This is a genomic window from Serratia sp. H1w, from assembly GCF_000633355.1.
Taxonomy (GTDB): domain Bacteria; phylum Pseudomonadota; class Gammaproteobacteria; order Enterobacterales; family Enterobacteriaceae; genus Chania.
In genome coordinates this window covers 1-13,812 of record NZ_AYMQ01000142.1, presented here as the reverse complement: position 1 = coordinate 13,812, position 13,812 = coordinate 1, and the positions used below count along the sequence as shown (strand labels likewise).

At 56.2% G+C, this 13,812-nt stretch carries 11 protein-coding genes; 10 read left to right on the top strand and 1 reads right to left on the bottom strand.

The features are described from left to right. The first annotated feature begins 8 nt into the window (after nt 1-8). The 5 genes from U869_RS0127105 to emrB all read left to right on the top strand — a co-directional run bounded on the left by U869_RS0127105 (nt 9) and on the right by emrB (nt 6,335). A complete protein-coding gene (locus U869_RS0127105) occupies nt 9-1,208 on the top strand; it encodes an MFS transporter (protein WP_025122195.1) in 1,200 nt (399 codons plus the stop codon). A 383-nt stretch (nt 1,209-1,591) separates the two neighbouring features. Next, nucleotides 1,592-2,113 carry a transcriptional repressor MprA gene (mprA, locus tag U869_RS0127100; protein WP_021178983.1) on the top strand — a complete coding sequence of 174 codons (522 nt, stop codon included), beginning with the start codon at nt 1,592-1,594 and terminating at the stop codon, nt 2,111-2,113. A gap of 23 nt (nt 2,114-2,136) precedes the next feature. Beyond that, nucleotides 2,137-3,588, top strand: a complete 1,452-nt coding sequence (locus tag U869_RS0127095; protein WP_025122196.1) for an efflux transporter outer membrane subunit — start codon at nt 2,137-2,139, stop codon at nt 3,586-3,588. Nucleotides 3,589-3,609: 21 nt separating this feature from the next. Continuing rightward, the gene (gene emrA, locus U869_RS0127090) at nt 3,610-4,782 is read left to right on the top strand and encodes a multidrug efflux MFS transporter periplasmic adaptor subunit EmrA (RefSeq protein ID WP_025122197.1); all 1,173 of its coding nucleotides are present in this window, start codon (nt 3,610-3,612) and stop codon (nt 4,780-4,782) included. A gap of 17 nt (nt 4,783-4,799) precedes the next feature. Then, nucleotides 4,800-6,335, top strand: a complete 1,536-nt coding sequence (gene emrB, locus U869_RS0127085; RefSeq protein WP_025122198.1) for a multidrug efflux MFS transporter permease subunit EmrB — start codon at nt 4,800-4,802, stop codon at nt 6,333-6,335. A 59-nt stretch (nt 6,336-6,394) separates the two neighbouring features. Here the strand turns inward: emrB and U869_RS0127080 are convergent, their stop codons facing one another. After that, complete coding sequence (locus U869_RS0127080) at nt 6,395-7,483, bottom strand: tRNA/rRNA methyltransferase (RefSeq protein ID WP_025122199.1); 1,089 nt, start codon at nt 7,481-7,483, stop codon at nt 6,395-6,397. A 196-nt stretch (nt 7,484-7,679) separates the two neighbouring features. Between U869_RS0127080 and trxC the strand changes: the two genes are divergently transcribed. The 5 genes from trxC to U869_RS0127055 all read left to right on the top strand — a co-directional run bounded on the left by trxC (nt 7,680) and on the right by U869_RS0127055 (nt 13,541). Beyond that, complete coding sequence (gene trxC / locus U869_RS0127075; RefSeq protein WP_025122200.1) at nt 7,680-8,099, top strand: thioredoxin TrxC; 420 nt, start codon at nt 7,680-7,682, stop codon at nt 8,097-8,099. A 116-nt stretch (nt 8,100-8,215) separates the two neighbouring features. Beyond that, on the top strand, nt 8,216-8,914 hold the full coding sequence (locus tag U869_RS0127070; protein WP_025122201.1) for a tRNA-uridine aminocarboxypropyltransferase: 699 nt from the start codon (nt 8,216-8,218) through the stop codon (nt 8,912-8,914). Nucleotides 8,915-8,970: 56 nt separating this feature from the next. Continuing rightward, nucleotides 8,971-11,622: a bifunctional acetate--CoA ligase family protein/GNAT family N-acetyltransferase gene (locus U869_RS0127065; RefSeq protein ID WP_025122202.1), complete on the top strand. Its 2,652-nt coding sequence runs from the start codon at nt 8,971-8,973 to the stop codon at nt 11,620-11,622. A gap of 153 nt (nt 11,623-11,775) precedes the next feature. Beyond that, nucleotides 11,776-13,131, top strand: a complete 1,356-nt coding sequence (gene pssA, locus U869_RS0127060) for a CDP-diacylglycerol--serine O-phosphatidyltransferase (RefSeq protein ID WP_025122203.1) — start codon at nt 11,776-11,778, stop codon at nt 13,129-13,131. A gap of 77 nt (nt 13,132-13,208) precedes the next feature. After that, a complete protein-coding gene (locus tag U869_RS0127055; RefSeq protein ID WP_025122204.1) occupies nt 13,209-13,541 on the top strand; it encodes a YfiM family lipoprotein in 333 nt (110 codons plus the stop codon). Nucleotides 13,542-13,812 lie beyond the last annotated feature (271 nt).

Here is a 13,812-nt window from a genome sequence, read left to right as displayed (position 1 = left end):
AAGACCCAATGAACCAAGCAACTGAACACCCGGGCCTTAGCCCTGCACTAACGCTGCTGATCGCGATGGCCACCGGCCTGGCGGTAGCCAGCAACTACTACGCCCAGCCGCTGCTGGAAACCATCGCACAAAACTTTAATCTGTCGGTCAACCAGGCCGGATTCATCGTCACCGCAGCTCAGCTAGGCTACGCGGTTGGCCTGCTGTTTCTGGTGCCACTGGGCGATATGTTTGAACGCCGTGGACTGATCGTCTTTATGACGCTGTTAGCCGCCGGGGGCATGTTGATTACCGCCTCATCCAGCACCTTGTCGATGATGATCCTGGGTACCGCGCTCACCGGCCTGTTCTCCGTCGTGGCTCAACTGCTGGTGCCGCTGGCCGCCACGCTAGCGCATCCTTCGAAACGCGGTAAAACCGTCGGCATCATCATGAGTGGACTGCTGCTCGGCATCCTGTTGGCACGAACCGTCGCTGGTGCCTTAGCGACCCTTGGCGGCTGGCGCACCATTTACTGGGTAGCCAGCGTGCTGATGATCCTGATGGCGTTGCTGCTGTGGCGCGCCTTACCACGTTACAAGCTTCATTCAGGCCTGAACTATCCACAGCTGCTGAAATCCATCTTTTCCCTGTTCTGCTTCACGCCGATACTGCGTACCCGTGCAATCATCGGTGCCCTGTCGTTTGCCAACTTCAGCGTGTTGTGGACCTCAATGGCTTTCCTGCTGGCGTCCCCGCCGTTCGGTTACTCCGAAGGCGTGATTGGACTTTTTGGTCTGGTGGGCGCTGCCGGAGCATTGGCCGCTTCCCGCGCCGGTCATCTGGCCGATAAGGGCAAAGCAGGGCAAACCACCAGCATTGGGCTAGTACTGCTGTTGCTATCCTGGATCCCTATCGCGCTGGCACAGTATTCCCTGTGGGCCTTGATCATCGGCATTCTGGTGCTGGATCTGGCGGTGCAAGGGGTGCATGTCACCAACCAAAGCGTGATTTACCGCATCATGCCAGAGGCACGTAATCGCCTGACCGCCGGCTACATGACCAGCTATTTTATTGGCGGAGCCGTGGGTTCGGTGCTTTCTGCTGCCGCTTATCAACATGCTGGTTGGAACGGCGTGGCGGCGATTGGTGGCGTGCTGTGCGTACTGAATCTGCTGACCTGGTGGCGAGGTAAGCGCCATGACCCACAGGGGCCAGCCACCAGCTAATTAGCAACAAAATAATAACCCTGGAAATTTATTAGGCGGCAGGGTGTAAAAATTACTTACTCTCTGGTAATATTGTCGCCGTAAATTATTGGCGACCTATACACCCTGTGCCTTGAACGACCTTACTCGCGTAAGTTTTTCTTCTATCTCCCCTGCAGGATGCCGTAGTCCCCCGCTCAGTAACATAAGCAAACCTTACCTGTCTCAGCCCGCGGAACGGCAAAATTTGTGCCTTCAATCACAAGACCTTACGGTCTGTGGCGTTAAGCATTTACAAACAACTTACAAATGACACGAATTGCTAAATTATTCCCCTTGCTGAAGATTTACATTATTAATCACTATCGTTACTATACCGAACGAAATTAATGAGGCACTAAATTATGGAAAGCTCGTTTACCCCCATAGAGCAAATGCTGAATTTCCGCGCCAAACGTCAGAAAGACTTCCCTTATCAGGAAATCCTGCTGACCCGCCTGTGCATGCACATGCAAGGCAAGCTGCTGGAAAATCGCAATAAAATGCTGAAAGCACAGGGAATCAACGAAACCTTGTTTATGGCTCTCATTACGTTGGATGCGCAGGAAAACCACAGCATTCAGCCTTCTGAGCTAAGCTCTGCCTTGGGTTCTTCGCGCACCAATGCCACCCGCATCGCCGATGAACTTGAGAAACGTGGGTGGATTGAGCGCAGGGAAAGCGACCATGACCGCCGCTGCCTGCATCTGCATATGACCCAGGCTGGGGAAGCGTTTCTCGAACAATTGCTGCCGCCGCAGCATAAATGTCTGCATTTCCTGTGGTCCACACTCAACGACGAGGAGCAGCAACAGCTGGAAATGCTGACGCGCAAATTGTTGACCCGGTTGGATCAGATGGAAGTTTCAGAACAGTTATCCCAATAATTCCTGTTCAGGTAATCAATTTTATGCGATCCCCGTTAACCTGGAGATTCACCCCGCTGTTCGCCGTTCTGCTGCTGGCGGGGTGCGCATCTACCGATAATATTGCTCCGCAATCCAAGATGATGGATCCGCAACAGTTGCAGCTTGCCCAGCCGAAAGTCAGTTCGCTGGCGATCAGCCCGCAGTGGTGGCGCACGCTTAACGATCCGCAGCTTGATAGCCTGATGACCCAGACGCTGCAAAACTCGCCTTCGCTGCAACAGGCGGGCGCTCGCGTGCGTGAAGCCCAAAGCGTGGCGGGTGAAGCCAGTGCCGCCAACGGGCCCAACCTGGATCTGAATGGCAGCATCAACCGCCAGCGCCTGGCACAAAACACCAACCTGGGCTTTGGCTATCTGCCCAATCCGGTGTATGAATCCTCTAACTCGCTGGGTTTGAATCTGGCCTATGAGTTTGACTGGTGGGGCAAATACCGCAATCAGGTCAATGCGGCAAAAGCACAGATCGATGCCGCCCGTGCCGAGCAGGCACAAGCCGCGTTGACGTTGACCAGTTCGGTAGCCTCAGCCTATTACCAGTTACAAGCCAATTACGCGCTAGAGAATGTGCTGCAACAGGAGGTGGATAACAACCAGCGCCTGGCCGATCTGCGCCAAAAGCAATATAAAGCCGGGATCTACGGCGTAGAAATCCCGCAGCAAACTCAAGCGCAAGCCGACAGTGCCAAACAGCAGATCATCCAGTTGCAGTCACAGACTGAGCAGCTTAAACACCAGTTGGCCGCCCTGGCTGGCCTTGGCCCGAATGCGCTGCAATCACTGCATCCGGTGGCACTGCCTGCCGAGGAGCTGTTGGCTCCCAAAGGCGAACTGACTGCCGATTTACTGGGTAAACGCCCGGATATCACCGCACAGCGCCAACTGGTGGAGTCCTACAACCAACGGGTCAGTGCGGCACGCAAAGAGTTCTACCCTAGCCTGTCGATCTCGGCCTTTGCTGGCTTGACCACCACCAACGTCGGCGGCACCAGCCCGAATCTGTTTGAAGCCGCCAGCCAGGCGTGGGGCGTGGTTCCGGCCATTTCCCTGCCGATCTTCCATGCCGGCGCGCTACGCAGCAAGCTGGGTGAAGAATCCGCTCTTTACGATCAGGCCGTCGGCTCTTATAACCAAACGATCCTCAATGCGTTACAGGAAACGGCCGACGCCATCACCGTTCAGCAGAGCAGTAGCAAACAGCTGCTGCAGGCAGCCTCCGCCTCCCAATCCATGCAGGAGGTATACCGGGTTGCCAACGCCAAATACCAGGCAGGGGTGATTGGGCGTGATGAACTGTTGACCAGCCAGACGCAGCTATTACAGCAGCAACAGGCACAACTGAATGCCAGCAGCAACTTGATGCAGGCGAAGATAGCATTGGTACGCGCGTTGGGGGGTGGCTATCAGGCCCCGGCGGCAGCGGAACCTAAAGCATAATTTTAGAGCGTGGAGAATACCATGAGTGCAAGCGCGGAAACTCAAGCCCCGCAGCAACCGGCTGGCAAAAAGCGGCAGCGTAAATTCTGGCTGCTGCTGTTGACGTTTATATTTATCGTGATTGGGGTGGCCTATTTAGTCTATTGGTTCCTGGTGCTGCGTCATCACCAGGAGACCGATGATGCCTACGTAGCCGGTAATCAGGTGCAGATCATGGCCCAGGTGTCCGGTAGCGTGAACAGCGTTACCTTCGATAACACCGACTTTGTGCGTAAAGGGGATGTGCTGTTAACACTGGATCCTACCGACGCCGAACAGGCGTTTGAACGGACTAAAACCGCGCTGGCCAATAGCGTGCGCCAAACGCGTCAGTTGGTGATCAACGGTAAGCAGTACCAGGCTAACATTGCGCTGCGTAAATCCGACCTGAGCAAGGCAGAAAATGACCTCAAGCGCCGCGTGGTGCTGGGCAACGCCGATGCGATTGGCCGCGAAGAGCTGCAACACGCACGTGACGCGGTAGACAATGCCAAGGCGGCATTGGAAGTCGCAGTACAGCAATACAACGCCAATCAGGCGATGGTGCTGAATACCCCGCTGGATCAGCAACCCGCGATCCTACAGGCTGGCGCACAGATGCGCGATGCCTGGATGGCGCTGCAACGTACCCGTATCGTCAGTCCAATTACTGGCTTCGTTTCACGCCGCAGCGTGCAGGTAGGGGCACAAATCTCCCCAGGGACGCCTCTGCTGGCCGTAGTAGCACCGGATCATGTCTGGGTCGATGCCAATTTTAAAGAAACCCAGATCGCCAATATGCGTATCGGCCAATCGGCTACCGTGGTCAGTGACCTGTACGGTGACGACGTGGTGTTCCAGGGCAAAGTCGTGGGTATCGATATGGGTACCGGTAGCGCGTTCTCACTGCTGCCAGCACAGAATGCTACCGGCAACTGGATCAAGGTAGTGCAACGTTTACCCGTGCGTATTGAACTGGATCCGCAACAGGTTGCCAAACACCCGCTGCGTATCGGTCTTTCTACGCTGGTCAGAGTCGATACCACCAATCTGGATGGCCTGGTGCTCTCCGATACGGTACGTCAAAAACCGCTGTTTGAAACCAGCGCGCTGGCGCTGGATCTGGCACCGGTGAATCAGATGATTGCCGATGTGATCCATGCAAACGCCGGTTAAGCGAGCGGGAGGCTACCTTGGCACAGAAACCGCTTGAAGGTGCCCAGCTTGCCTGGATGACGGTCGCGCTCGCCATGGCGACCTTTATGCAGGTGCTGGACTCCACCATTGCCAACGTGGCGATACCAACCATTTCGGGTAACCTCGGGTCTTCCAACTCGCAGGGGACCTGGGTGATCACCTCGTTTGGGGTGGCCAACGCCATCTCCATTCCGATCACCGGCTGGTTGGCGAAACGCGTGGGTGAAGTTCGCCTGTTCTTATGGTCCACGGCGCTGTTCGCCCTGGCCTCGTGGCTGTGCGGGATTTCCAACAGTCTGGGCATGCTGATCTTCTTTCGTGTGATCCAGGGCGTGGTAGCCGGGCCATTGATCCCGCTATCGCAGAGTCTGTTGCTGAATAACTATCCCCCCGCCAAACGTTCGATGGCCCTGGCGCTATGGTCGATGACCGTGATCGTCGCGCCGATTTTCGGGCCGATCCTTGGCGGGTATATCAGCGATAACTACCACTGGGGCTGGATCTTCTTTATCAACATTCCCATCGGGCTGTTCGTGATCCTGGTGGCGATGTCGACGCTGAAAGGCCGCGAGACCAAAACCGAGATCAAACCGATCGATACCGTCGGGCTGGTGTTGCTGGTGGTGGGGATCGGGGCATTGCAGATCATGCTCGATCAGGGTAAGGAGCTGGACTGGTTCAACTCTACCGAGATCATTGTCCTGACCGTGGTGGCCGTGGTGGCGCTGGTATTCCTGGTGGTGTGGGAGCTGACGGACGATCACCCGGTGGTGGATTTGTCGCTGTTCAAATCACGCAACTTTACCATCGGCTGTCTGTGTATCAGCCTGGCCTACATGCTGTATTTCGGGGCGATCGTGCTGTTGCCTCAGTTGCTACAGGAGGTCTATGGCTACACCGCCACCTGGGCAGGCTTGGCGTCTGCGCCGATCGGGCTGCTGCCGGTGATCTTGTCACCGATTATCGGCCGCTTCGGTAATCGGCTGGATATGCGCCGTCTGGTGACGTTCAGCTTCATCATGTATGCCGTGTGCTTCTACTGGCGCGCCTACACGTTTGAACCGGGGATGGATTTTGGCGCTTCTGCCTGGCCGCAGTTCTTCCAGGGCTTTGCCATCGCCTGCTTCTTTATGCCGCTGACGACCATCACACTGTCCGGGTTACCGCCGGAGCGCATGGCGGCCGCATCGAGTCTTTCGAACTTTACCCGTACCTTGGCGGGTTCTATCGGCACCTCGATCACCACCACGCTGTGGACCAGCCGGGAGGCGATGCACCACTCGCAGCTGAGCGAGTTTGTGAACCCGTTCAACCCGCAGTCGCAGGAGATGTACAGCAAGCTGGAGCAGCTAGGCATGAGCAAGCAGCAGGCCTCGGGGTTTATCGCCAACGAGATCACCGCGCAGGGGCTGATCATCTCGGCTAACGAGATATTCTGGCTATCAGCGGGTGTGTTCCTGATCCTGTTAGCGCTGGTGTGGTTCGCCAAACCGCCATTCAGTTCCGGAGGCGGCGGGGGCGGAGCCCACTGACCAAGCTACAAACAAAATGGGCGCCTATCAGGCGCCCATTTTTTATATCGCGTAAAGTATTACGCCTGGTTCTGACGCCACCAATCGGCCAACAGAATACCGGTAGCTACCGAGACGTTCAGGCTTTCGACTTTGCCAGTACCGCCGATAGACACGCTCATATCACCTTGCTGCCAGGCGCTATCACTCAGGCCATCACGCTCCTGGCCTAACACCAGCACCATTTTGGTTGGCAGTTTAGCCTGCGCCAACGGCGTGCCTTTATGGCTGGAAGTAGTCACGATGGTGTAACCCGCTTTGCGGAACGTATCCAGCACGGAGAGGAAATCATCGGCATTGATTGCCTTGATATGTTCCGCCCCGCCTTCTGCCGTACGCACTGCTGCACCGGATTCCAACACCGCAGGATCCTGAAGCAAGACGCCATTCACGCCAAAGTGCGCACAAGAACGAACGATCGCGCCCAGGTTATGTGGGTTGCCCACTTCTTCCAACGCCAGCACGCAATCTTTGGCCGGTGCGTTTTGCAGGTAAGCCTGCGCATCCAGACCTTGGCGCTTTTTAATCAGGAAGCAGACGCCGCCGTGATGTTCGGTACCGGACGCTTTGGCCAGTTCCTCTTCATCCACCACATGGTAAGCCTTGCGATTAGCCGCCATCCAGCGCAGCGCTTCGCGAAAACGTGGGGTGACGGATTGCACAAACCAGGCGCGAACAATGGCATCTGGACGGCTGGCGAACAGGGCTTTACAGGCGTTCTCACCATACACGCGGGTTTCTTCCGCACGTTGGCGACGCAGTTGCTCAGGATCGATAAAGCTTTTGCCGCTGATACCACCATGGTCAAACGCAGGTTCTTCCTGCGGAGGACGGGACACGGTCTTCCACGGTGACTCATAGCCACCGCTGTCTTCGGTGCGCGCCGGGCGGCGAGGACGATCGCTATCACTGCTGCGGCGAGGATCGGAACCCCGACGGTCACCACCGCGCGCCTTATCCTGACCGGCACGGCCAGAGCGTGCATTGTCAGCCGGGCGGCCTTTGCCGTCAGGTCGTTTATTCTTGTTACGGTTGTCGCCGCTATCGTCGTCACTACGGACGAACATCACTTTAACTTTACCGTTCTTGCCACTAAATGAATCGTTCATTGTCTTCTCCACCAACGCGCAGGGCGCGAAGATTACCTGATGTTGGTGCGCTAAGCCACCAACTTGCGCTAAAAGCTAGCATCTATCAAATTCATCGAACAAACCACTTGGTCGAATGCCCTACTTTTACCGATAATAAGCAACATTAAAGATACATATTCGCGGCTCAAGCGCTGCGTCAGCCCCAGAGGTCATCATGAATACAGTTTGTGCAGCATGTAATGCCACCAACCGCGTGCCGGAAGAACGTTTGGCAGACGGCGCTAAATGTGGCCGCTGCGGCCATGAATTGTTCGACGGTGAAGTGATTAACGCCACCGCCGCCACGCTGGACCAACTCCTGCAAGACGACTTGCCGATCGTGGTCGATTTTTGGGCCCCTTGGTGTGGCCCGTGCCGTAGCTTTGCGCCAATCTTTGAAGACGTGGCACAAGAGCGCGCTGGCAAAGTGCGTTTCGTGAAGGTCAACACCGAAGCCGAGCCCGAGTTGAGCGCCCGCTTCCGTATCCGCAGCATTCCTACCATCATGGTGTTCCGCGAGGGCAAGATGGTCGATCTGCTCAACGGTGCGATGCCGAAGGCACCATTCGATAACTGGCTTAACGAGCTAGTTTAACGTAAAAGCGCTTACTATGCCGCCAGTTGTTGCTGGCAAAGCATCATGCCAAAAGCCCGTGCGCCTCTCCCGCCGGGCTTTTTTCTGCGCTACAATAACGGTTTTTCAGGATAGTTATGACTGACAACGCCGTACTTCGCCTGCGCCAAGATCGTTTAGACCGCGCTACCCGCCCGTTTCTGGCTCGGGGTTGCCGCGCTGTGCGCTGTCAGGGCTGCTTGCTGCCGCAGCAAAACTGCCTGTGCGCTACCATCAAACCGCAACAGGCCAACAGCCGCTTCTGCCTGATCATGTTCGGTGCTGAGCCATTGAAACCCAGCAATACCGGCCGTCTGATCGCCGATATCCTGCCCGATACCCAAGCATTTCCCTGGTCGCGTACCGAAATCGATCCTGGCCTACTAGCCGCCATTAGCGACCCCACTCGCCAACCCTACGTGGTATTCCCGGCCTCGTATGCCGATCGCCCTGTAGTAAGCACCTTGCCCACCGGTGGCAAACCGCCGCTATTTATCATGCTTGACGGTACCTGGTCGGAAGCGCGCAAGATGTTCCGTAAAAGCCCCTATCTGAACGCGTTCCCGGTATTTTCACTGAACGTGTTGGCCGCATCGGGCTATCTGCTACGTGAAGCCAGCCGCCCCGAGCAACACTGTACGGCAGAAGTGGCTGCCGCTCTGCTGCAACAGGCAGGGGATGAACAGGCCGCAATCGGGCTGAGCCAACATTTCAATTACTTCCGCGAACAGTATCTGGCCGGGAAACCTCACCGCCCAGAGGCACCGGTCACAGCAAATCTGCCGCAAAGCGCCTAGAATCAGACGATAATTTGCCTGTTGCAGGCAAACCGATCAGGAGCAGGAGCGACAACATGAGCCAGAGAGGGTTAGAAGCGCTATTACGTCCCAAGTCGATTGCCGTACTCGGCGCTTCACAACAGCCCGGCAGGGCTGGCTACCTGATGATGCGCAATTTGTTGGCTGGAGGATTCACGGGCCCGATCCTGCCGGTCACGCCGCGCTACAAGGCAGTCTGTGGCGTAATGGCCTATCCCGACGTCGCCAGTCTGCCATTAACCCCCGATCTGGCCGTGCTGTGTACCAATGCCCAACGTAACCTGGCCTTGATCGAAGCTCTGGGTGAACGCGGCTGCAAAACCGCTATCGTGCTCTCCTCCCCCGTAGAACAGTTCGCCGAGCTGAAGGCCACCGCACAGCGTTACTCAATGCGCCTGCTGGGGCCAAACAGCCTCGGGCTGCTGGCTCCTTGGCAAGGTATCAACGCCAGCTTTTCGCCGGTGCCGATCCAGAAAGGCAAGCTGGCGTTTATCTCCCAGTCTGCCGCCGTGGCCAATACCATTCTGGACTGGGCGCAGCAGCGGGAGGTTGGCTTCTCTTACTTTATCGCGCTGGGGGATAGCCTGGATATCGATGTCGATGACCTGCTCGACTTCCTGGCTCGCGACAGCAAAACCAGCGCCATTCTGCTGTACCTGGAAAATATCAACGACGCGCGGCGTTTCCTTTCCGCTTCCCGCAGTGCTTCACGCAATAAACCAATCCTGGTGATCAAAAGCGGCCGCAGTCAGCAGGCACAGCTATTGCTCAACAGCCAGCAAGGATTGGATGCCGCCTATGATGCTGCCATCCAGCGTGCCGGTTTGCTGCGCGTGCAGGATACTCACGAGCTGTTTTCCGCCGTCGAAACCTTAAGCCATATGCACCCGTTGCGTGGCGAGCGGTTGATGATAATCAGCAACGGCGCGGCTCCGGCCGCCATGGCGCTGGACGAACTGCTCTCCCGTAACGGTAAGTTGGCAACCTTGACTGAGGAAACGCAGGAAAAGCTGAGTGCCGCCCTGCCGGAATTTATTCGGCCTGGTAATCCCATCGATCTGCGTGATGATGCGACCCCCAAGCGTTATCTGGCAGCCCTGCAACCGTTGCTCGACAGCCACGACTACGACGCCCTGCTGCTGATCCATGCCCCTAGCGCCGCCTCTCCGGGCACTGAGACCGCCGAACGCCTCATCGAAGCCATCCGTCAGCATCCACGCGGTAAACGCATCACGCTGTTAACCAACTGGTGTGGTGAATACTCGTCTCAGGAGGCCCGCCGGCAGTTTACCGAGGCCGGGATCCCAACCTACCGTACGCCAGAAGGTGCAGTCACCGCGTTTATGCATATGGTGGAATACCGCCGTAACCAGAAACAGCTGAAAGAAACCCCGGCGCTTCCTATTGGGCTGACGGCCAATACCGCCGCCGCGCACCAGTTGATCCAGCAGGCATTGGCCGAAGGGGCCAGCCAGTTGGATACCCATGAGGTACAGCCGATATTGCAGGCTTACGGCCTCAGCACGCTGCCAACCTGGATTGCCGGTGACAGTGCCGAAGCGGTACACATTGCCGAACAGATTGGCTACCCGGTCGCGCTGAAACTGCGCTCGCCAGATATCTCGCACAAATCCGAGGTGCAGGGGGTCATGCTTTATTTGCGCACCGCCACTGAGGTGCAACGCGCGGCGGAAGCGATCCTCGATCGGGTGAAGCGGACTTACCCGCAGGCGCGCATCCATGGCTTGTTGGTACAAAGCATGGCCAACCGTGCCGGAGCGCAGGAGCTGAGGATTGCCGTCGAGCAGGACGCGACCTTCGGCCCACTGATCATGCTGGGCGAAGGCGGTATCGAATGGCGCAAGGAAAACCAGGTCGCCGTTGCCCTGCCACCGTTGAATATGGCGCTGGCACGTTATCTGGTATTGCAGGCGGTGAAAGGGGGCAAAATCCGTGGTCGCAGCGCGCTACGGCCGCTTGATATCCCAGGTCTTAGCCGCCTGTTGGTGCAGGTTTCCAACCTGATCCTCGACTGCCCGGAGATCTCACGCCTCGATATTCATCCGGTATTAGCCTCCGGCAGCGAATTTACCCTGTTGGACGTTTCCATGCAGTTAACGCCTTTCACTGGCGATCCTCAGGCGCGGTTGGCGATCCGGCCTTATCCTCATGAGCTGGAAGAAACCATTGAATTAAAAGATGGTTCACAATGCCTGTTCCGCCCGATCCTGCCGGAGGATGAACCGGCGCTGAAGCACTTTATCGACCGCGTCACCAAGGAAGATCTCTATTACCGCTACTTTAGTGAGATCAACGAGTTTAGCCACGACGATTTGGCGAACATGACCCAGATCGACTACGATCGAGAGATGGCTTTCGTGGCAGTACGCGATGGCGAAGAGATCATCGGCGTAACGCGCGCCCTGTCAGATCCAGACAATACCGACGCCGAATTCGCCGTGTTGGTGCGTTCCGATCTGAAAGGCTTGGGCCTGGGCCGGCAGCTGTTAATGAAAATGATCGGCTATGCCCGAGCGCAAGGGCTAACCCGCCTGACCGGCATTACCATGCCGAATAACCGCGGAATGGTCACCCTGGCACAAAAGCTGGGGTTCACGGTCGATGTGCAAATTGACGAAGGGATTGTCAATTTAACCCTGCCGCTACAGGAGCCGAAGACGCCGTGACCGCTGTCGCAATGTAATACGAATCCACCACTTAACCGCAAAACATACGCACAATCGGGGCAACTAGTGGTATTATCGCCCGATTGTTCGAAGAATTGTATTCATGAAAGTGGCGTTCCGGCCATCCAATTATGAGAGAAGAAGCGCACTGTGATGTTGTCAAAATTTAAACGTAGCAAACATCAACAACACCTTGCACAACTGCCCAAACTCCCCCAGACGGTTGCTGATGTCCGTACCCTTTATGCGCCGGCTGATTTCCGGGCAACGCTGCTGGAATCGATCGCTAACGCAACAAGCCGCATTTATCTGGTAGCGCTCTATCTGGAGCATGACGACGCGGGCCGTGACATCCTCAATGCACTCTATCAGGCCAAGCAGCAGCGCCCTGAGCTGGAGATTTGCGTCTTGGTGGACTGGCATCGCGCTCAGCGTGGGCGTATTGGCGCGGCAGCGGCCAACACCAATGCCGACTGGTATTGCGCTATGGCAACACAGCATCCGCAGGTTTCAGTGCCGATTTACGGTGTGCCGGTCAATACCCGTGAAGCTCTGGGCGTACTGCATCTGAAGGGCTTTGTCGTTGATGATACCGTAATCTACAGCGGTGCCAGTATTAACGATGTCTACCTGCACCAGCATGAGAAGTATCGTTACGATCGTTATCAGTTGATCACCAACAAACTACTGGCATCAACCCTGTGCGATTACATCAAACAGCATCTGCTAACCGCGGGTGCCGTGCAGCGTCTCGATCGTGCTGACAGGCCGAAAAGCCCCGAGATCAAGAACGAAACCCGCCTGTTCCGCTTTGGCCTGCGTCGTGCTGCCTATCAGTTTCAGGGTAACGCCAGTAATGACGAACTGGCGGTCACCCCGTTAGTCGGCCTGGGCAAGCAAAGCATTCTGAACAAAACCATCCACCATCTGATGTCCAGCACCGATCAGAAACTGACGCTCTGCACGCCTTATTTCAACCTGCCGGCCCTGCTGGTGCGCAATATCATTTATCTGCTGCGCCAGGGGAAACAGGTAGAGATTATCGTGGGTGACAAGACGGCTAATGACTTCTACATTCCGGAAGATCAGCCGTTCAAGATTATCGGCGCGCTGCCTTACCTCTACGAAATCAACCTGCGCCGCTTCTTGAGCCGCCTGCAACGCTATGTTGATACCGGCCAGTTGATTGTGCGCCTGTGGAAAGACGGTGATAACAGCTATCATCTGAAAGGAATGTGGGTCGATGACGAGTGGCAGCTAATCACCGGTAACAACCTCAATCCGCGCGCCTGGCGGCTGGATCTGGAGAATGCCATCCTGTTCCACGATCCCAAGCACGAGATGCAGGAACAACGCCATAAAGAGCTGGAGACCATTCGCACCCATACCACGGTGGTGGGTCACTATCTCGAGCTGCAAACCATTCAGGAATATCCGGTCAAGGTACGCAAGTTGATCCGTCGTCTACGTCGGATCCGTATCGATCGTTTGATTAGCCGTATACTGTAATCTCGCTATAATTAACGTCTGCATACAGCCCGGCTTGCCGGGCTTTTTTGTACATATTGAGACAGGATGTTTTCACTATGCGCCCACTCCACCTGCTTATCCTTCTTCCGGTACTGCTGTTTTCCAGTGGTTGTACCCATATGGCCAATGATAGCTGGACCGGCAAAGATAAGGCTCAGCACTTCGTTGCTTCCGCTGCCTTTGCCGCCGCTGGCGCAGCCTATGGCGATCATCAGAATTGGAATGAGGCGCGTAGCCGCAGTTTTGGTCTGCTATTTTCGATTGGCTTGGGCGCGGCGAAGGAATTGTATGACAGCCGGGAAGGCGGTACGGGCTGGAGCTGGAAGGATTTTGCCTGGGATGTGGCGGGGGCTGCGACGGGTTATAGCATTTATCATCTGGCACGCTGAGAGCTGAGTAATTACCCTCACCCTAACCCTATCCCCCAGGAGAGGGAACCGATCGAGTCCGTTGATATTTCCCCATTCTTTCCGCAGCCGCACAGGCTCACTCACGACATCGGACCAGCCCCCTCTCCCTTAAACAGAGGCTTATGCTGCTCTCGATCCGTCTGCGGGAGAGGGTTGGGGTGAGGGGCTATTTCCATTTTCGACCCATAGCAAAAAGCCCCATGCTTTCGCATGAGGCTTTCTACTTAATTGATGCCTGGCAGTGTCCTAC

Excerpts from the sequence above, each read along its gene's own strand:
- U869_RS0127095 (WP_025122196.1), top strand. The coding sequence starts at position 2,137 with ATGCGATCCCCGTTAACCTGGAGATTCACCCCGCTGTTCGCCGTTCTG.
- U869_RS0127105 (WP_025122195.1), top strand. The coding sequence starts at position 9 with ATGAACCAAGCAACTGAACACCCGGGCCTTAGCCCTGCACTAACGCTG.
- U869_RS0127070 (WP_025122201.1), top strand. The coding sequence starts at position 8,216 with ATGACTGACAACGCCGTACTTCGCCTGCGCCAAGATCGTTTAGACCGC.
- emrA (WP_025122197.1), top strand. The coding sequence starts at position 3,610 with ATGAGTGCAAGCGCGGAAACTCAAGCCCCGCAGCAACCGGCTGGCAAA.
- U869_RS0127055 (WP_025122204.1), top strand. The coding sequence starts at position 13,209 with ATGCGCCCACTCCACCTGCTTATCCTTCTTCCGGTACTGCTGTTTTCC.
- U869_RS0127065 (WP_025122202.1), top strand. The coding sequence starts at position 8,971 with ATGAGCCAGAGAGGGTTAGAAGCGCTATTACGTCCCAAGTCGATTGCC.
- U869_RS0127080 (WP_025122199.1), bottom strand. The coding sequence starts at position 7,483 with ATGAACGATTCATTTAGTGGCAAGAACGGTAAAGTTAAAGTGATGTTC.
- trxC (WP_025122200.1), top strand. The coding sequence starts at position 7,680 with ATGAATACAGTTTGTGCAGCATGTAATGCCACCAACCGCGTGCCGGAA.
- pssA (WP_025122203.1), top strand. The coding sequence starts at position 11,776 with ATGTTGTCAAAATTTAAACGTAGCAAACATCAACAACACCTTGCACAA.
- mprA (WP_021178983.1), top strand. The coding sequence starts at position 1,592 with ATGGAAAGCTCGTTTACCCCCATAGAGCAAATGCTGAATTTCCGCGCC.